The 18863-nt window shown below is 45.9% G+C and carries 17 protein-coding genes; 7 read left to right on the top strand and 10 right to left on the bottom strand.

Annotated elements, in window-relative coordinates:
• Positions 1-64: 64 nt before the first annotated feature.
• The 5 genes from ACXAGQ_RS23655 to ACXAGQ_RS23635 all read right to left on the bottom strand — a co-directional run bounded on the left by ACXAGQ_RS23655 (position 65) and on the right by ACXAGQ_RS23635 (position 5775).
• On the bottom strand, positions 65-1036 hold the full coding sequence (locus tag ACXAGQ_RS23655) for a LacI family DNA-binding transcriptional regulator (RefSeq protein ID WP_475257256.1): 972 nt from the start codon (positions 1034-1036) through the stop codon (positions 65-67).
• A 285-nt stretch (positions 1037-1321) separates the two neighbouring features.
• Positions 1322-1951: a CatB-related O-acetyltransferase gene (locus ACXAGQ_RS23650; RefSeq protein ID WP_475257442.1), complete on the bottom strand. Its 630-nt coding sequence runs from the start codon at positions 1949-1951 to the stop codon at positions 1322-1324.
• A 458-nt stretch (positions 1952-2409) separates the two neighbouring features.
• Complete coding sequence (locus tag ACXAGQ_RS23645) at positions 2410-3300, bottom strand: carbohydrate ABC transporter permease (protein ID WP_475257254.1); 891 nt, start codon at positions 3298-3300, stop codon at positions 2410-2412.
• A gap of 2 nt (positions 3301-3302) precedes the next feature.
• Positions 3303-4388, bottom strand: a complete 1086-nt coding sequence (locus ACXAGQ_RS23640) for a carbohydrate ABC transporter permease (protein ID WP_475257253.1) — start codon at positions 4386-4388, stop codon at positions 3303-3305.
• Positions 4389-4410: 22 nt separating this feature from the next.
• Positions 4411-5775, bottom strand: a complete 1365-nt coding sequence (locus tag ACXAGQ_RS23635) for an extracellular solute-binding protein (RefSeq protein ID WP_475257251.1) — start codon at positions 5773-5775, stop codon at positions 4411-4413.
• A 103-nt stretch (positions 5776-5878) separates the two neighbouring features.
• Between ACXAGQ_RS23635 and ACXAGQ_RS23630 the strand changes: the two genes are divergently transcribed.
• From ACXAGQ_RS23630 to ACXAGQ_RS23620, 3 genes are all read left to right on the top strand, one after another.
• Positions 5879-6493, top strand: coding sequence for a thioredoxin domain-containing protein (locus tag ACXAGQ_RS23630; protein WP_475257250.1), 615 nt, complete (start codon positions 5879-5881; stop codon positions 6491-6493).
• Positions 6494-6627: 134 nt separating this feature from the next.
• Complete coding sequence (locus ACXAGQ_RS23625) at positions 6628-6882, top strand: hypothetical protein (protein ID WP_475257248.1); 255 nt, start codon at positions 6628-6630, stop codon at positions 6880-6882.
• A gap of 328 nt (positions 6883-7210) precedes the next feature.
• Positions 7211-7417, top strand: coding sequence for a hypothetical protein (locus ACXAGQ_RS23620; RefSeq protein WP_475257246.1), 207 nt, complete (start codon positions 7211-7213; stop codon positions 7415-7417).
• A 140-nt stretch (positions 7418-7557) separates the two neighbouring features.
• On the opposite strand, the gene ACXAGQ_RS23615 is transcribed toward ACXAGQ_RS23620, so the two are convergent.
• The 4 genes from ACXAGQ_RS23615 to ACXAGQ_RS23600 form a co-directional block, all read right to left on the bottom strand.
• Positions 7558-8115 carry a YceB family lipoprotein gene (locus tag ACXAGQ_RS23615; RefSeq protein WP_475257245.1) on the bottom strand — a complete coding sequence of 186 codons (558 nt, stop codon included), beginning with the start codon at positions 8113-8115 and terminating at the stop codon, positions 7558-7560.
• A 218-nt stretch (positions 8116-8333) separates the two neighbouring features.
• Positions 8334-9446: an NADH:flavin oxidoreductase gene (locus tag ACXAGQ_RS23610; RefSeq protein WP_475257243.1), complete on the bottom strand. Its 1113-nt coding sequence runs from the start codon at positions 9444-9446 to the stop codon at positions 8334-8336.
• Positions 9447-9625: 179 nt separating this feature from the next.
• Positions 9626-10390 (bottom strand): hypothetical protein, encoded by a 765-nt coding sequence (locus ACXAGQ_RS23605; RefSeq protein WP_475257242.1) that lies wholly within the window; start codon positions 10388-10390, stop codon positions 9626-9628.
• Between the two features lie 406 nt (positions 10391-10796).
• Positions 10797-11252 (bottom strand): MarR family winged helix-turn-helix transcriptional regulator, encoded by a 456-nt coding sequence (locus tag ACXAGQ_RS23600; RefSeq protein WP_475257240.1) that lies wholly within the window; start codon positions 11250-11252, stop codon positions 10797-10799.
• A gap of 1146 nt (positions 11253-12398) precedes the next feature.
• On the opposite strand from ACXAGQ_RS23600, the gene ACXAGQ_RS23595 reads away from it, so the two are divergent.
• Positions 12399-12800: a hypothetical protein gene (locus ACXAGQ_RS23595; RefSeq protein WP_475257238.1), complete on the top strand. Its 402-nt coding sequence runs from the start codon at positions 12399-12401 to the stop codon at positions 12798-12800.
• Here ACXAGQ_RS23595 and ACXAGQ_RS23590 read toward each other — a convergent pair.
• Complete coding sequence (locus ACXAGQ_RS23590; RefSeq protein ID WP_475257237.1) at positions 12797-14110, bottom strand: 6-phospho-beta-glucosidase; 1314 nt, start codon at positions 14108-14110, stop codon at positions 12797-12799. The genes ACXAGQ_RS23595 and ACXAGQ_RS23590 overlap by 4 nt on opposite strands.
• A gap of 111 nt (positions 14111-14221) precedes the next feature.
• On the opposite strand from ACXAGQ_RS23590, the gene ACXAGQ_RS23585 reads away from it, so the two are divergent.
• From ACXAGQ_RS23585 to ACXAGQ_RS23575, 3 genes are all read left to right on the top strand, one after another.
• On the top strand, positions 14222-15145 hold the full coding sequence (locus tag ACXAGQ_RS23585; protein ID WP_475257235.1) for a LysR substrate-binding domain-containing protein: 924 nt from the start codon (positions 14222-14224) through the stop codon (positions 15143-15145).
• 396 nt (positions 15146-15541) lie between these two features.
• On the top strand, positions 15542-16081 hold the full coding sequence (locus ACXAGQ_RS23580; protein ID WP_475257234.1) for an outer membrane beta-barrel protein: 540 nt from the start codon (positions 15542-15544) through the stop codon (positions 16079-16081).
• 602 nt (positions 16082-16683) lie between these two features.
• A complete protein-coding gene (locus ACXAGQ_RS23575) occupies positions 16684-18684 on the top strand; it encodes an alkyl/aryl-sulfatase (protein ID WP_475257232.1) in 2001 nt (666 codons plus the stop codon).
• Positions 18685-18863: the final 179 nt, after the last annotated feature.

Genomic DNA, 18863 nt, shown 5'->3' with positions numbered 1-18863 from the left:
AAAAGCGCGACTCTCGTCACGCTTTTACGTTGAAATATAAGGGGAAGGTATATTTTTGCTTTGATTAGCTTGTTTTGCCGCTTTTCAATGTGACAGGGATCACAGCACCACGGGGCATTTCACCGGCAATCGCCGCTTCAAGTAACTCAGACACTTTTTCGGCAATATCATGCGGGTCCTGGACAATCGTGGTCAGATCTTTCGATACCCCAGGCAAACCGTCATAACCGACGACAGAGAAGTCCTCAGGCACCTTGTAACCTCTATCTTGCAAGGCTGCAATCAAACCGATCGCCGTCTCATCACACTCACAGACAAAGCCATCAAGGGATTCCAGCTGTTTTTCGTCCATATTGAGGAAATAGCGGTAAGCGGCAATCTCTCCCAGCGGCTCACTGGTGGTGCGGATCTCCCTGACTGGCAAGCCCTTGCTCGCCATTGCCGACATATAGCCTTGGTAACGGAACTGGTAACCGCCGCCGTAAACCGTCGGGGTGACAAAAGCGATTTGCTTGCGGCCACGCTCAAGTAAGTGCTCGGTTGCCTGGCGGGCACCATTAAAATCATCTGGTGCAACCCAGAACACACCATCGCTACAACCTATTGAAACAAAAGGAACTCCAGTCTCTTTCAGGTACTTGGCACGGGCATCGTTATCTTCGACCCCGAGCAAAATTGCCCCGGTGATCTGGCTGATATCGGTATCTTGCTCAACCGGTAACAGGTTCTGGCCCTTTTTGCGAATTGCAGAAGATAAAGCAGGCCAGAGCATACCTAGATAACGCGAAGCAACGAAGTCATGCGGCCCCATGGAAATAGCAATGGTATTGCTATGCCCTGCCGTCAACTCACGTGCCGAAGTATTCGGGATGTAGTTAAGCTCAGCGCAGATGTCTAAAATGCGCTTACGTGTTTTTTCGCTAATCCCCGGCTTATTGTTCAAAGCCCGGCTGACCGATGCAATCGAAACGCCAGCTCTTTCTGCCGCTTCTTTGATGGTCGCTTTTGGAATTTCGACTGGTTCCATGACGTTCATTTTCTTCCCCATAACAGATCACTTAACTATTTTCGTAAAGTTTACGTAAATACTCAAGGTCAATTTTCTCAATCTGCTGGACACTTTACGCCTCAGAATCACACAAAACAACACGAACAGCTTAACTTTTTACCAACTTTTAGGTACTTACATCACGCTTTAGCCTTTACGTAAATCTAAGAAAGCCAAAATCAAAATCTAGCCATTCGAGTTATTGATGAAAAAACCGACGTAACACAAGTAAATAGCAGCCTACAGAAAGCGTCTAAAGGCTGCTAACACTGATCAGTTCACGTAACTAAGGTGAGCGTGTTCCAATGCATCAATATCATTGCTGCAGATCACATCTTTGAGGGTATCGAACTTGGCTTCAGGCCAATCGTAGATTTTCAAGGCTAACAGGCGTTCGATAGTTTCTGGCGCAAAGCGTTTACGTATCGTTTTCGCAGGGCTGCCACCGACAATAGTATAGGGCTCGACATCTTTGGTGATCACGCTATTGGCCGCGACAACCGCCCCTTCACCAATGGTAACACCTGGCATGATCATCGCGCGCATGCCTATCCAGCAGCCATCACCAAGATGGGTGTCCCCTTTTGATTGGTAGGCTTCGTCAATCTTATCCATAAACGGGTAAAGCGAAAACCAATCAGCACGATGGGTATGGTTGCCCCCCATCAAAATCACTGCTTCGGCACCAATACAGACATAATCGCCGATATAAAGCTTGTCGATTTCCCAGCGGGGCTCGCGGTGGCAAGTTTGCTCGTCACCATGGAGGTAACGCACCACGGAGCGCTCAAAGCCATTATCGTAAGCATCGCTGTAATAGCTATGGGTGCCTTTGATGGAAATGTTTTTGTTCTTGACGGTTTGATGGAGCATTTCCATTTTCGTCCAGTGCTTGTTGTTCATCATCGTTTCGTTCTCATATAAAAAGAAAAATGAAAGCCGATGGAATAGCGGAGTAAGCCATAGCAAACTGCTTGCGTTAACTTATTATCGGCAAGCTAGGGTGCACATAGGGTTTGGCATGGTCTCGCGTCATTCTACGGCAGTAAATAAGTGGGTGTTATTTACTGCCTGCACTAAGCGATTTGGGGCTGCTTGAGGTAAGCAATTTTGGCAACGAAGATGCACACGCGCTTGCGGGTAAGCTTAGTCATTTTGTGCACCTCCGTTATTGAATGGTTATGTAGAATTTATGATCAGTTTCAGATCAGTGATCATAGCGATAAACCGCCCTAGGTCAACCTTTGGTAGGCAGCCATTGAAGCAAACTAACCTTGTCAAAATGGTCGTTCGTTTAATGCCCTTAGCGGTTTTTTCTCTGCCAGCGCTTCCTGACGCCGCTTCAGTTCATCGACGAGATCTTACCCTTTGATCCCCGCCCCAGCCATCGACTGGACAAAGCGGCGCTGGAAGAACAAAAACACGGCCAGTACCGGAAGCGTGATCAAGGTAGCGTAAGCCATAACCTCACCCCATGAGGTATTCACCCCGAAGAACTGCTGTATACCGACCATCACCGGCCTGACGTCTTCACTCTGCACCACCATAACCGGCCACAGGTACTGGTTCCAGTTGGTTAGAAACTGCAAAATAGCGACCGTCGCAAACACCGGCTTCGACATTGGCACGATGATCCACCAATAGATTTGAAAAGGCGTCGCGCCATCTACTGCTGCAGCCTCATCGAAGTCTTTCGGGATATCCTTGAAGAACTGGTAAAACAAGAAGATAGAAAACGCATTGGCGACGCCCGGCAAAATCTGCACGTGGTAACTATTAAGCCAAGACTGGGCAAGGATAAACTGCCCATCCTGCCATTCTACCCACGGCAATTTAGCCACCAGCATCAAAAGCGGGATCACGATGGCTTCAAAAGGAACAATCAGCAAAGCAATAATCCCTGCCAAAACCCACGCCTGTCCTCTCCAGCGCAGCCTTGCCAAGGCAAACGCCGCCATAGAGTTGATCAATAGCCCCAGCAACACACTGACGCTGGTAATGAACATCGAGTTGTAGAAGAAGCGGACGATATTGCTTTTATCAAACACTGCGCGGTAGTTGTCCAATGACAGCTCGCCGCTTGGCAAGATTGCCCGCAGTGAATACAGATCTTTGAAAATCTGTGCCTCTGGCTTGAACGATGACACCAGCATAAATAACAACGGAAAGGCGAAGATATAGGCGAGGAAAAGCATCACCGCGTACATCAGGATCCGTTGGTAACGGTTATTGAAGTGGAGACGTGACACCATGACTACTTCTGCCTCCGGCTCATAAAGCGCTTCTGCAATAGGGCGATAATAAAGATAACAACAAAGTACACCACACTGATGGTTGCCCCGTAGGCGATATCCATCTGCCGGTACCCTTGGGTTATCGCGTGATACATCACCGTTGAGGTTGAATCCTGCGGCCCGCCCTGGGTCATCACATCAACCTGGGTAAACAAACCGAATGCCGCAATGGTGGTTGAAATAACAATGAACACCAAGGTGTTCTTGAGCCCCGGCAGGGTGATATAGCGAAAGCGCTGCCAACGGTTGGCACCATCAATACTGGCCGCTTCGTATTGCTCTTTCGGGATCCCTTGCAGGCCAGCCAAAAAAATCAGCATCTGCACCCCAGCCCCCTGCCATGCCGACATAATAACAATTGAAGGCATTGCCCAGGCTTTATCCCCCAGCCAGTCCACCGGGCCTAGTAGCCCTAGCGAAAACCAGCGCAAATAGACATTAATTGCGCCCATGTCCTTGTGATAGAGGAAAGTCCAGACTATCGACACCACCACCATCGAGGTCACAACCGGGGCAAAAAAGACCGTTCGGAAAAACAGCGTCCCTTTTAGACCTTGGTTGACCAAAAGCGCGAGCCCCAGAGCCACACAACCTTGCAGCGGCACCACCAGCAAAACGAAACTCAGGGTATTCCACAAAGAGCGCCAAAACACCGGGTCGCGCGCCAGCAACACAAACTCCTTGTCATCCCAGACTTTGATACTGGCAAGTTGGTAGTAATAACGCAGGCTGGGGTAATCGGCTCTCAGTACCGTCCGTAGCCGGGGGTATATCGGCTCATCATCCTCATCCAAAATCAGCTCGCCAGCTTCATCTTCCAAGGGTGAAAGCACGACGTAGCTAATACCCAGCAGCCGCTCATAGTTTTGCATACCGACAAACTCAGTCGGGTACGGAGACAACAGCCGCTGATTGGTAAAGGTCATGGCGATTGCCATGACAAATGGCAGAATGACAAAGAAGGCAAGACCAAAAAACGCCGGCCCCCCCATCATCCAACCCCAAACTTTCTGCCTCTTCTCTAATGCCATTCCTTTGAGCAACATTTCTAATTTATCTTCCTATCCATCATTTTTCCTGCGGCAGCGAAAAACCAAAGCCCCGGTTGTTGTAGATACTGCGCTCAATATTATCGACGGCCATATCCAACTCTTCCTGCGGTTCACCACCATCTAAAATATCGCGCATTGCTTTGGCAAACGATGCAGAAATAATCGCGTAAGCGGGTGTCGCAGGCCTGTTTACAGTGTATCGCTTCGTAAAATCGTAAAATACTCGCCACTGGCCTTCTATGTTGTAGTTCGCGGTCAACTCGGCAGCAGAGGATTTTGTCGGTATGAATCCGGTGCTTTTTGAAAAAAGCGCGATTTCTTCAGGCTGCATCACGAAGTCAATAAAGGCTGCCGCACCATCGGGCGCCTGGCAACTGGTGGTTATCGCCCATTGCCAAGAGCCTCCTCCTATAACTGGGCCATGCCCCATATCCGGCACGGGCAGAATAGCCAGATCTTCACCAAACGCCTGTTGATACTGCCTAACTGACCAACTGCCGGTGTAATGGATCGCCGTACGGCCATTAATAAACCCTTGGCTATCAGCTGGGCGGCGGTCAATCAATCCAAACTCAACGAGTTGGGAAAGCCACTCGGCAAAGGCCACTGCTTCTGGTGAGTTCAGAATACCTTCTGCTTCTACATAGTTTGAGCGGTCAATCAAATCAGCCCCAAAACTTTGCATGAATGGCGCCCAACCATAACTTGGCCACTCATCGCCCCATCCGGTATTGATATCGAATGGGTATGCAAACTCCCCTGACGCTTTCAATTTCTGCAAGGCGGTATCGAACTCATCCTTGGTCCAAGGCGAAGACAGGGTGGGCACCCGAATTTGATAACGCTCCAAAATGGAATAGCGGGTAAAAAGCGTCAGCGCAACATCGAAAGCCCCTACAGAGTACAGTTGGTTTTGATACATCCCCCGCCCACCGACACTAAGACCTCGATACGTTGCAGGAGTAAGCAGAGGGAATAAAGGCCGTAAGAATCCCGACCAGGCAAAGTTGGGGACGGTCGGTTGGTCGACACCCAAAATGCAGGGCAACTGACGCGCCAAGGCTGCGGCGGTGATCGATTCGGTGTATGACGCCTGCGGCAGTAACTCAACCACCACTTTCCATTGCTGCTGGGACAGATTAAAGCGGGCTACCTGATCAGCGCTGGCTTGCATCTCATTGGTGCCCGTCTGATGGCGCCAAAGCGTGATTTCTGTTGGTTGCCCTGACGCAAAAGCTTCAGCAACCAACCCCGGCACTGCAAAAATGGCAATAATGCTTTTGCCAGCGAACGATAACCCCATCTTTAGCCACACATCATCATCAATCCCTACCTCTGATCTTAGGGAAATTCGCGCCAGATTAACACTACCCCCGGCCAACTATTCACCTTAAGAAAGAGCAAAAAAACACCACAAAATATTTAGGTTTTATATCAAACCTAAATATGTATAATCACCAGCACGAAATAAGAGGGGTACAACCGTGAAAACAAATAGCCTGATAACCATGGTGTTCTGGATGCTGCTTGCTGCCCAGGTCAATGCCGCAACCAAACCGATAGAGGGGATCCACTACGAAACGATAGATGCCCCGGGTGATATTAAACTGGCACCTGTTACAGAAATCTTCGCCCTTGGCTGCCATGCTTGCCACTCACTGGAGCAGATTTTTTCCAGACTGGCTCGGCGAATTGAGCAACCGATTGACAAAGTCCATGTTGTCTACAACCGGCCGACTGAAATGCAAGCGTCTTTGTATTACACCGGTCGGTTAATGGTTACTCCGGATAAACTTGACGCCTTTACCGCAGATTTATTTGATGCGGTTCAGGGTGGCGGCAGTGCGGAAGTTAGGCTGAATGATGCCATGGGGACTATCAAACGATATACCACTGGCGACGATGGTAAAACGGCAGAAAGGAACATCAGAGCCATCAAAGCAGAGGTAGATAGAGCCAAGCAAATCAGTACGGCCTATGAAGTCAACGCGGTACCGTCCCTGATCATCAACAGCAAGTATGTGGTGCTATTCCAGGCGCATAAGAGTGAAGAGGATATCGCCACCACCGTGAAGGCATTACTAAGTAAGGGTTATTAAATAAGGCTTAATAAGTAGGTAAGAAACATAAGGTTCAATGACAAACTAAAAAGCTATTGTTCGCAATAACAATCGGCATGGATGCCCTCTGACAGACAAATTCGAACAAAAAAATCATATTACGAGGTAACACCATGCTGGGACTATTGATTGGCATCATGATCCTAACCAATACCGCTGTTTTCTGTGTCCTGCTGCGACTCAACAATCGCTATCGCAGGTTACGCAAGCAATACCAATGCATCCACTTCAAAATCATCAGTATCAACCAAGAACTCGACATTGCCCGGTTTACTATCCGCAAGCTTGTCGATAGAGAAATTAAAGACGATGAAAAACTCAACAATGTACGACGCTCACCTACTAACTTTGGCGAAGAAGCTATTTAGCACCTATTGGTCCAATATCCAATTCTCGACATTCAACGATCAGAACATCACGTGGGACATGTTAACTCAGGATGCCAAATCGGCCTGGATAGAAGTGGCGCGGGAGAAAAAAACGTTCGAACGCCATCAACCGCCATCAATTCCTTTAATTTCAGAAGCTTAAATTAAAAGCTATCTTTATCTTTTCAATTACCCAAGATAAACACCAAAGAGCACTTCAACACAAAGCATAAGAAAAATTGATCACACTCAATAGCTTTAATCAATTTGTCTTATAATATAGCTAAAGTAAATTTTAAGTTTTAAAAAAAACAAGGAGCATGAACACATGGTATTTTCACAGCGCTTTGTTAAACCACTCTTGGCGATCTCTGTTATCTTGGCTGGTTCAGCGATTGCGACTCACATAAAGTCTAGAAACAGCGTGCAGCTTGATTTACCAACCACTCAGAAATGCCAGGCTGAAGGTGCAGGTATGGATTGCGAAGATAGCCGCAGCGTGCGGGACACAAATGGCTATGTTTTAGTGAATTAATTCCCTTCTAAGGATGGGCGCTTTCATGGTAGGAAGAGTCAACGTTTTCTTTCCCATCCTTAGTACTGAGGAATCAGTTAGCAGATAGCACTCTTGAGGCGTGTAAGTCTCTCTTTTAACGCCTCAAGAGTCTTTTAATGCTAGTCTAACAGCTCGATGACGAGCTTATTGTTCTTGATCACCAAGTTAGGCTCGGCTGATTTGATCAAAGCTTCCTGTACCTTCGAGCTATCCAGTTTATAGACCGGTTGCTTAGATAGCGCATAGCCAATCATGGAAACCGCAGGTTTCAGCAGTTGTTTGATTTCAGGAGTCAGTTGCTTGCTGCTTTCATCAAAGCGCTCTAAACGCAGCGATTTCAGGTAAACCTCACCAGTGTCTTTATCATATTCAGGGACAGCGCTGAATTCGACATCCAAATCCAAACCGATATTTTTCATGCTCAGCATCTGTACTTGGGCATTGGTACTGGCGAATACCGACACGCGGTCAGCATCTGCCCGGCCAATTTTGACTTCCAAATCGTCTACCGCAACCTCGGCATACATGACATTTTCAACCCCGACCGACTGATCCAGACTGACCGAATCTTGCAGGTAGTTAGTCATATCCTGCTCTGAAATGCTGTAACTGGCGCAGCCCCCAAGCAAAGCGGCAGCTAATGCCACAGCAAGTAATTTGGCTTTTGTTTTTATCATCTATCACTACTCTTTTCTGTCTACCCTTCAATTGTTAGCACAACAAATGAAAAGTGGTTCACGCCGATCCACTGGCGCTTTATTTAATTGCCATCAATACACCATCCCTGCCCGCATCAAGTCATGACGAGGTCAGTATTCCACGACAAAAAGCAAGATCAAAAAAGCCAGCAACACTTTGCTGGCTTTACCATCAATAAGACTCAAATCCGGCCGAATTACATTTGCGCGAGCTGGTTCTTTCTTTCCTTGTTCACCACGCAGAAGTTGCCGCGCTTGGTACGGCACTTAGAGCATCGCTCACACTCAACGGGCGCCCTATTCCCTTCCTTCCATCGCTTGATCAAATGCGGCTCGGACAATAGTGGACGTGATAATGCGAAATATTGGATACCTGTGTTCTCAGCAATTTTTTCTATCGCCGCAATGTCTGTCAGGCCGCCAACGGTAATAACAGGCACGCTGACTTCCTGGCTGATGGCATGACCATATTCATGGAAGTAACCTTCTTCCTGGATGGTATGGCCATCGAAAGACTGGCCAACCATGGTGTTTGCCTTACCATGGATGTTGCCCGAGATGATGATTGCATCAACCCCGACCTCTTCGAGCTTCTGGCAAACGGTGCGGGTCTCATCAAAGCTCACGCCACCGTCGAAAAACTCGGTCGCCGTCAGTTTCACTAGGATAGGGAAATCCTCACCGACCAATTTTCTGGTCTCGGCGTAGATCTCCATCAAAAAGCGCATGCGGTTTTCCAAGCTACCGCCGTACTCGTCTTCACGACGATTGTAGTAAGGACTCAAGAACTGGTTGATCAGGTAAGTATGGGCAGCATGGATCTCAACCCCGTCAAAACCTGACTTTTGTGCGCGCAAGCTAGCTTCGGCAAAGGCTTTGACGATGTAATCAATTTCATCTTTGGTCATTGCCTTGCCCAGTGTTTGGGTGCCTTTTTCCGGCACTTCGCTTGGCGCGAAAATGACCCTTTCACCGAGGTTGAAAGTGGTTTTGGTGCCACCGTAGGCCAACTGCATGACGATTTTAGAATCGTTGCGATGCACCAGCTCGGTCAGCATCTTATATTCTTCAATGAAGGAGTCATTGTAGATCCCCATCATGCCGGCATTGGGCTTTTCTTCTTCAACAATGTTTGCATAACCGGTGACGATCAGGCCGACTTCACCCTGCGCGAGCTCTTCATAGATGGCGTATAGCTTGTCTGTCATATGGCCATCTTCTGTTGCCATATTCTCCCACGTCGCGCTGCGCATAAAACGGTTCTTCAACGCCATCTTGCCAATGCGGGTTTCAGTAAACAAAGTGCTCAAGTCCAATCCTCTACAAATATCGTGTGGTATAGCCAAAGTGGTGGGCGATAATACCGACATTCCCTATAGCAAAACTTAATCTAGATTAAGTTAATGACACAGACTGCGGGCGAATATGCGCCAAGCACAAAAAAGCCACCGCTTTCGGTGGCTATTGCATCTTGATTCCCTTTCAATAATCAAAAGTAGTAAGAAATGCCGACTTCAAATTTATTGTCGTTGTCACGGCCTATGCCGCCCTTTGCACCTTTCAAATCAACATGGGTATAAACATGGTCAACGTTCATCCATAGCTTGCCGCTGTCCGTCACTGGTGCACCGAAGCCGGTTTTCATTTCAAATTTCGAACCGACATTGGTATCCATCCACTGGGGCTGGAAGATGGCATAGTTACCGCTCTCGCTCAGTGCCAAGGAGGCAAACAGGTTGGCCTGATAACCACTCACGCTTTTCTTCGCTGCGCCCGATTTTATTTCACCCGTTACATAAGCCAGATTCGGGTAGATGGTTAACGCGTCCATCGGAATATTCACTTTGGCAATACCGCCCAACGCAACAATGTCACTTTCCACACCTTTATGTTTCCAGCCTTTCATGTAATCAACACTGGCACCGGCTTTTGGCGCTAGGCTCGAACCGGTATCCAGCACCTGGAAGTAGCGCAGGCGAGAGTTTTGCCCATCAGTACCCTTGAAGTTGTTCTGGAACTTAACGCCATGCTCAATAAGACCAAGGAAGGTGTTCCCCTCACTGTACTGACCGGCAAGGCCAACATTCACTTTACTATTGCCTTTGCTGTCGGCGCTCAACCAAACAAAGGTATTGGTTTGGGTTAGATCCGCTGGATTAGGGTCTTGCTCAGCGGCGTGTACCGGAGAGAGTAATGAAGCGGCACCTAGTGCGGTAATTGTCATTACAGCAGCGAATTTTGGTTGTTTAAACATGGCGTATTTTTCCCGTGACTTGTTTCGTTGCGGGGATAATAGGTTTAATATCAAACCTTATCAACAGTAAAGAGTTAACACCAAACCTAAATTCAGGCTTCATACAGCATAATTCTTCTTTCAGAACTCTACAAAAACACAGTTCACAGCCAAGCAGCTGTTATTTAATGACTATAAATGGTGAGACAAAAATGAGATGGCATGGAGATAGAAACATCACACTTGATTTAATGTCAGCCCTATTGGTTTTTATCGTCAACGGTTAGTATCAGACTCACTAACCACAGCAACCTATCCCGTACCTTCGTCAAAGAAAGTGAAGCTCAGTATGAGTAACAACAAAAAGCTGGTGAGGGGAAATAATGGAGAAGGGAAAAGAAAGGGCCAACTTATGGCCCCCACTCAATTAATACTCGAAATACTCAGGATACTCGGTTTTGATGATTTTGGTCATTACCCGCTGGGTAGCTTCCAGGTCTGCTTGGTCAATGCCTTCGGTAGAACCAATCAAGATGTTCATCAATACCGGCATCAACTCATCGTGCATTTCCTTGCCCTTTATCGTCAAGTGAATCCGCTTGGCATTCTTGTTCGTCGGATCCGGGGCTGAAGCAATCAATCCATTTTTAGTCGCATGGCGGATAATACTGGAGATAGTGCCTTTGCTTCGGGTCATACGCTTAGCCAAGGTCGTCGGTCTGATCCCATCTTCGTAGGCCAACTCCATGAGCATGGTTAGCTGCTCGGTGTTGATATCACTGTAACGCTCAGAGATTGCAAGTTGAATCTTATTGTTAAGAAGTCGAGTTGCAACCCATGCCAGGCCGCTTGTAGTCTCGTGTGCCTTAATTTCTTTTGTCATGATTTAACCCTTAATCACTATACGCGATGGATCATATAGTTCGATTAAAAAAAAAGCCACTCTAATTAATATACCCAAGTTACCTCAAGGTGCAGGATTCAGAGGGTTGTCAGCGCATTCAATACAAGGCGAAGGTTTGCAGGAATGGTATTCCCTTTCAAAAAGCTTCAACGAAGGAGTGAGTGAGCTGACACCCTCCCGAAGGGCGAGTTTTTTTAAGCTTCTATACCGCGTTATTGTGTCTTGATTTAGAACCACTAGATCTTCAAAACAATGCCTTGTCTATAAGCTTATAAATTCTCGCTGAACCTGCATCTTGATGTAGCTTGGGTATAGAGTGGCTAAACAGTCGAAGACATATCTAAGAAAAGTAGTATCAAACACACAATACATAACATGAACATTCGGTATATTTTGCCCGATATACCAGCGGGTGAGTTGCAGCCGGCAGATTGCTCTGCCAGGAGGCTTGTTTAGACCGGAAGCCTCAACAGGTAAGCGTCGCATAGGGACAACACTTACCCAGCGAAGTTATCACTTACCTTGAGCTTTAAGCCGGTGGCTAGGAACCGGCTACTTTTCTATGACCATCCACCAAGCCTAGCGAACTTGGTGCAATGCTTTTTACCAGGCATCAACTAGTAAGATCCCCAAGTGTGTTTCACATAAAACCTCCTTGTTGACGGAGCGAAATACTTGAGAGGTAATATTTTAATATCAAGCATGTTGACGGGGAATTTTCCCAGACTTGTAATCACGCGAAGTTAAATCAATAAACTTTGCATTTATAATCATATAAATATGAAGGTTGCAATAATTTACTAATGGAGCATCACTTTATAAAAAACGTTCATTTGTAATGCAAAACATTCCAAACATAGCAAAAGGGATGATATAGAACCTTTATGATGTATTCAGAATTAAGCTTCAGTGGCGATGTTGGAGGAATGGCTAGTCTGGGCTTGAGAGCAAATTAGAGCCAGTGCTAACAGAGGCATTGACTGCATGGAATTTTTTTTCAGTTACGGGAAAGAATTCCCATATCGCCACCTCACAATTTGCATTCCGTAACAGAATCTCAATAGTGACTAACTATTCATTTTGATAATCTAATCACTAACAATAAGCGATTGAGGTTTTTAAGGAATGGTACTGATACTGCTATGCATTGTTTGTGGGTTACTGATCCTGTTAGCGTTGAAAGAGAATGGCCAGTATCGAAAGCTATTTGGCGCCAGTGCACTCATTGCTGTTCTTGTCACCAGCTTTTCCTTGTTTGACCACCTACAAAAAGAACGCCACTTACGAGCCTTAACACCTTCTGCGCCTCAGTTCGAATTTGAAACCTACAGCCCCGAAGATTACCTCAACACAGAAGGCGATAGTTTTAGCTTTGATGATCTCGAAGCGATAGCCTTCGAGCTGGCTCGCCAATTGAAGGAATCAGAAGATTACATCCAATCCCTTCAGCAGCGACTTTATAGTAAGCGTCAATTTATTCTGGAAAACTGGGACGGTAATGAGCCACTTGATATTATTGAGCCTTAACGGAATTGAGGCATAAAATCTAAGTTAGCATCAATTGTTTCCTCTAAGGCTTCCTTCAAAATAGTGCCTGTCGTCACCAATGGATTGAGTATCAGCGCGCGATGAGCTGCATTTCGGTCACCTGTAACAGCAGCTTCGACAGTCAGCGATTCAAACTCTTTCATTAGCTGGATTAAACGTAATGTATCTGACGGGAACGGAGCAACGTTCAGTGGCAGTGGTCCAGCTTTGGTGATCATACAACTTACTTCAACGGTACAGTCATCTGGCAAGCCTCCAATAGAGCCATTATTTCGGGTGTTCACATGCATGATCGTTCGCTTGTCGTTATAAATCGAACTCATCAACTCACATGCCGCTTCCGAATAATATTGTCCACCGCGTTTTTCCAGCTCTTTAGGCTTCTCGTTTAGCTCAGGATCACGGTAAATATCAAACAGGCGCTTTTCCATCGCCTTCACCACCTCTCCTCGTGTTCCTTCACCGTCCGCTTCCTCTAACTCCTGCCCCATAATATCTTGGCTGGTGTAGTAATAACGAAGGTAAGCACATGGGATCATCCCCATATTGCGCAATAATTCCGCAGGCCATTCAAACGGTGGAATGTTTTGCGGTACCAAAAGATCGTTACCCGACAAGATCTCTTCGACAACATCCTGAAGCTTTTCTTGGCCATCATGCAAAATCTGTCGTGCCCAGATGAAGTGATTCAGACCGGCAACCTGTAAGACAAAGTCCTTTTCGTCAGCTCTCAGCATCTGCGCGATACCTTTTTGCATGATAACGGGCACATTACATAACCCTACGGCTTTTACCTTGGTATGTTTTAGTATCGCCTCTGTCACCATACCTGATGGGTTGGTAAAGTTCAGAAGCCATGCATCTGGACATAATTCTTCCATCTCCTTCGCGATGTCCAAAGCAATCGGTATGGTACGGCAAGCATTGGCAAACCCGCCAAGGCCATTCGTTTCTTGGCCAATCATGCCGTATTTTAAAGAAATGCGCTCATCACGAATTCGGCCTTCCAAGCAACCTGCGCGGAACTGAGAGCAGACAAAATCTGCACCTTTTAATGCAGAACGGCGATCCAGCGTTACATGAACATCAATATGTGCCATGTTGTTTTTAGCTAGCATCCGACGGGTCAGGTCACCGATGATACTGACCTTCTCGTGCCCCTCCTCAATATCTACCAGCCAGAGTTCACGGATCGGTAACTCGTGGGTACGCTTGATTAGACCTTCAATCAACTCCGGCGTGTAGCTTGAACCGGCCCCAATAATCGTAATTTTCAGCTTCTGTTTCATAGTACTTTCCTCGTTATAAATAAGATTAATTGATTTAAAAGCATCACTAGCCGCTACACAAACCAATAAACATCTGCTATGCATTAGGCAGGCTAATCTATGAGGTGAAGCATGAATCAAAAACAACAGATGGTGTCCAATATGTATACCTTCAGCGTGGCCGCCAAGTTCCTCAGTTTTACCAAGGCAGCCGAAGAGCTATTTATCTCTCAGGGAGCGGTAAGCCAACGCATCAAGCTACTTGAGCAACAGCTTGGCTTTAATTTGTTTATCCGCATGACGCGGCGCCTGGCATTGACCAAAGAGGGAGAACGGTTGCTACTGGCACTTAACCAGTCTTTCGATGTGATTTTTTCTGAACTCGAAGATATCAAGTTCAACGAACTGCGGGGGGAGCTGTACATCGGCGCGGCACCGACCTTTGCGCAAAACTGGTTACTGCCAAAGCTGCCAGACTTCCAACGCTTGTACCCAAACCTCAACGTCAAACTCCGAGTAAAAGCCAGCCGGCTCGATTTCCAGCACGAACCTGTAGATGTCGCAATTTACTACAGTGAAAGTGATCATGCAGGGTTTTATCATCACCGGTTATTTGATGAAAAGCTGTTGCCGGTATGCAGCCCAGAATATTTCGACGCACAGCTTCAAGGGAAAGGCTCAATGCTGAGTAAGCTTGAGCGGGCGACCTTCATTCACTGTAACGAGTCACTAGAAGCTAGCGAGCCGAGTCAAGAATGGAAGATATGGCTAGAAAATCAGAAAGATGAAGAGATCATGCAGCTTAATGTGATGACACGAACCTATATCTTTAACCATTCTGACATGGCTATGACTGCTGCCAAGAACAATATGGGCATATGCATAGCACGTGAATCACTAGTCCATCACAGCTTAGAATCCGGTGAGCTGATTGCTCCTTTCGATGGCGTAAACTCAGGGCGTGGTTATGATCTCATTTGCTTAAATGGACAACAGCACAGACCAAGAAACGCCGCATTTATAGAATGGCTACAAGCTCAACTGCCAGTTGAATAAAAATTTCTCCTCCAGTCAAAATACCTTGCCGAATCAATAAAGGTTGCCTATTAAGTGGAATAACTTAATGAGGCAGCCTTTGTAATTAAGTGTAATAAAACAATTCCAACCCTGAACCAAAATCATTTCGAGTAAATGATAATCAGTGAAAAGAATTAAAACACTTGATCGTTCGTATTTAAACGGAATCGCAATTAAAATCTAACGCTGCAATCTTGATTATGTTGTCTGACAAATAATAAATATTCACTATGGCTGCTCTTAGTGAAATGAGTATCTCATCTTGAGGGGTACATATGAAAAATTCAGCCATATAACATATAGATTATATTTTTCCTTAATGAAATCTTAATGAAAAACTTTCTAACAAATTAATCCAATAGGTTTATAAGTAATTTGAAAAAACACTTTTTATTATTAATTACTGGTTGCCTGTTAACCTCTGGTGCAGCTTTCTCAGGTGATTATCGTATCGGGTTTGGCGTGAGTCAATTTGAGGCACTCGGAAATGTAAATACAGAGAAAGGGTTTACCCTTGAATATGAATATGACTGGAATGATATTGTGGGAATGCATTCTTCATTTTCGCAAGGTGACTATAAATTAATAGATAGTCACCGTTCATCCCGGGAAAAATTCAAAACTGTCAAAGCGGGAGTTGATGTCGGTTGGACTTTATACTCCAGCAATATGGCACTGAAACCATACGTAACGGCAGGAGTACACACGACCAAATGGCGTGGGGTCAGCTGTGACATGACAAGCGCTTGCCTCACGGCCAGCGATAGGGATACCAACATCTACCATGGTATTGGCATTAGGGCATCCAGTGAATATTTTTACATGCAACTTGCAAAAAACAATCTTCACTTCAATATAGGAGGAGCAAATATTGACTATGATCAGATAAGGTTAACCCTTGGGATAACTTTTTAGCTCATAACGATGCTATGAGCAGACGACATTCTTGATTTCATATTTAAATTCCTAACATGCTATTTAGCATCCCCTGCTTAAACTAGCGGGGGTATTTTTACTCATTTTTTATTCAGGATTAATCACTTAGAATTTTTAAATCATATGAAATCATCAAGTCGTATAACTAACAAATTTTCTGTTTAACTAGCCACCCTGACATAAAAAGAATTTATAGACGATGTCTAGAACTATTTTTATTTCACAACCTAGTCGGCTTCTAATATTACAAATAGTTATAATGAATATAACTATAATTGTCAGCCTGTTTGTATCAGCACTAGGATTTGGAACACCGATAGGAACCTTAGCCGGACTCATACTCATCATCACTATCATCTACCGGGTGATTCTCGGCTTTTATAAACTTCAAAGATATGAAAGAAAAAAGATATGAAAAAAAATGCTAGATAAAGATATTTATTTGCACTTTCAGCTATAGAAAAAGATGAAGTCACTATATCGGTTTCCCTCTAACCGAGGGGGCGACTCGTTCACAAAACAAAGAACAAACCTCTAGGGGCAGTGCTTCCTTAACTATTATGACCAAAGAGACGACTAAAATGAAAAAAACACTATTATCTATCGCCGTCGCTGTGACATCATGCGCGGCAAGTGCTGACTATGATGCGTTAGAGTACATCGGCAAACCAGCCACAAAGCACACCATAGAAGCTAACAATGCATTAGACAAAACACTACCTTGGCACGACACTTCTGCCTTTGAACGCTCAGAACGGGGGCTTATTGCTGTTTTTGGCGATCATGATGCGGCAGAGCTTCGTAATTCACGTGGGTATCTGGAAGTTGACAACATTCGCAGTGATCGCCCTGATACGGTTAACCCATCTATTTGGCGGCAAGGAGCAATGAACTATGCATCAGGAGGGCTTTATGAAGTCACCGACGGCATATATCAAGTTCGTGGTGCCGACATTTCTAATATGACCATATACCGCTCCGATACCGGGTATATTATCCATGACCCGCTGATCACCAGGGAAGCCGCCTCAGCCGCATGGGACTTTGCCAAACAGCACCTACCTGCCATCAATGGTGAGCACAAAGTCACAGGGGTCATATATTCCCATACCCACCCAGATCATTATGGCGGTGTTCGTGGATTGTTTGAGGATGGGCAACTGCCTGATGGGGTAAATATCTACGCTCCGAAGGACTTTATGGAAGAGTTGCTCAGCGAAGGTTTGCTGGCCGGCAATGCCATGGGTCGCCGCGCTCAATATCAGTACGGGAATACACTGCCAGATTCGGCATACGGGGTGGTTGATAACGCGCTCGGCATGGGCACCTCCAAAGGTGAAATCACGCTGATCCCACCGACAGTGATCATTGAAGATCGTGAAGAGACCGTCATTATTGATGGCTTGGAAATGCTATTCATCAATATGCCGGGAGCTGAAGCGCCAACCGAGATGATCAACTATGTACCCGCTTACAACGCGTTGAACACTGCGGAGCTCACCTACGACGGCCAACATAACATTTACACCTTCCGTGGGGCACAAACCCGTGACTCGCTTGCTTGGACTAAATACCTCTCGGAGATAAAACATCGCTTTGCAGATAAAGTCGATAACATCCATGCCGCACACTCTGCCCCGGTCTGGAACAACCCGGACACTGAGAGCAACGAAGTCGCAGACTACCTCACCATGCAGCGTGATAATTATGGCTTCATCCATAACCAGACTCTGAGGCTCGCTAACCAAGGGGTTAAGATCAATGACATTGGCCGAGCAGTCGAAGCGATTGTACCGGAATCTCAGCAACAGACCTGGGCAAGTCGCGGCTACCACGGATCCTACTCCCACAATGCCCGTGGCGTCATTAACCAATATTTGGGTTACCACGATATGAACCCGACCAACATCAATCCTTTGACCAACGTTGACCGCTCATGCTTATACGTGGAAACAGTAGGCGCTGATATTATGCTTAAGCAGGCTCAGTATCATTTCAACCAGGGCGCCTACCAAGAAGCCTCTACGCTGTTAAATGATATCGTCAACTGCGATCCTTCCGATAGCAAAGCCCGCGACTTGCTGGCTGATAGCTGGGAACAGCAAGGTTATCAGTCTGAAACCATGGCATGGCGAAACTCATACTTACAAGGCGCTTCAGAACTCCGCACCAACCATATACCTGAAGCATTAAAAGCAGTGTCATCTGACATAATGTCACAGATGACAACAGCAGGATTCCTAGACTTTATGGCTATTTCGGTTGATGCCAGCAAAGTCCCTGCTGATATGGCATTCAACTTTAATCTTATCCACCCAGAGATAGACGAAGTATATTACGTTGAATTTAGCAACGCTAACCTTGCTCCTCTCCAGGTGGAAGAAGCCGTTAGCGGCGTTGATCTAACCCTATCTATAGAGCGCGATGATTTTATTGCCGCTATTACTGGCAAGACAACGCTAGAGCAGTTGGTAAAAGATAAAAAAGCTCAACTTGAGGGTGACGCATCAGTATTGGATACACTGAAGAGTGTGTCGGTGCAATTTAGCCAAGACTTCGAAATCGTACCACTGATGAAATAATCATTTCAGGGGAGATCTATCAAAATGTCATGTAGACTCCCCCATTTCAAGATGGAAATTGATTATGGTGAAATATATAAACCGTAACACACTTGAATTTATTCGAGAAACAAACATTCTCAGCAAAAAACACGAGTACGCATTGATAAATATCTTTTTGATCAGAGCTAAGTGCCGTT

It is taken from the genome of Photobacterium sp. ABD4_091 (assembly GCF_056160145.1).
The sequence above is the reverse complement of the archived record's forward strand: the minus strand, read 5'-3'. Positions and strand labels throughout refer to the sequence as shown.

Bases quoted from the DNA above. Each gene is read 5' to 3' on its own strand.
- ACXAGQ_RS23615 (WP_475257245.1), bottom strand. From the start codon at position 8,115: ATGATAAAAACAAAAGCCAAATTACTTGCTGTGGCATTAGCTGCCGCT.
- ACXAGQ_RS23605 (WP_475257242.1), bottom strand. From the start codon at position 10,390: ATGTTTAAACAACCAAAATTCGCTGCTGTAATGACAATTACCGCACTA.
- ACXAGQ_RS23575 (WP_475257232.1), top strand. From the start codon at position 16,684: ATGAAAAAAACACTATTATCTATCGCCGTCGCTGTGACATCATGCGCG.
- ACXAGQ_RS23645 (WP_475257254.1), bottom strand. From the start codon at position 3,300: ATGGTGTCACGTCTCCACTTCAATAACCGTTACCAACGGATCCTGATG.
- ACXAGQ_RS23640 (WP_475257253.1), bottom strand. From the start codon at position 4,388: ATGTTGCTCAAAGGAATGGCATTAGAGAAGAGGCAGAAAGTTTGGGGT.
- ACXAGQ_RS23590 (WP_475257237.1), bottom strand. From the start codon at position 14,110: ATGAAACAGAAGCTGAAAATTACGATTATTGGGGCCGGTTCAAGCTAC.
- ACXAGQ_RS23625 (WP_475257248.1), top strand. From the start codon at position 6,628: ATGCTGGGACTATTGATTGGCATCATGATCCTAACCAATACCGCTGTT.
- ACXAGQ_RS23620 (WP_475257246.1), top strand. From the start codon at position 7,211: ATGGTATTTTCACAGCGCTTTGTTAAACCACTCTTGGCGATCTCTGTT.
- ACXAGQ_RS23650 (WP_475257442.1), bottom strand. From the start codon at position 1,951: ATGAACAACAAGCACTGGACGAAAATGGAAATGCTCCATCAAACCGTC.
- ACXAGQ_RS23600 (WP_475257240.1), bottom strand. From the start codon at position 11,252: ATGACAAAAGAAATTAAGGCACACGAGACTACAAGCGGCCTGGCATGG.
- ACXAGQ_RS23585 (WP_475257235.1), top strand. From the start codon at position 14,222: ATGAATCAAAAACAACAGATGGTGTCCAATATGTATACCTTCAGCGTG.
- ACXAGQ_RS23655 (WP_475257256.1), bottom strand. From the start codon at position 1,036: ATGAACGTCATGGAACCAGTCGAAATTCCAAAAGCGACCATCAAAGAA.
- ACXAGQ_RS23595 (WP_475257238.1), top strand. From the start codon at position 12,399: ATGGTACTGATACTGCTATGCATTGTTTGTGGGTTACTGATCCTGTTA.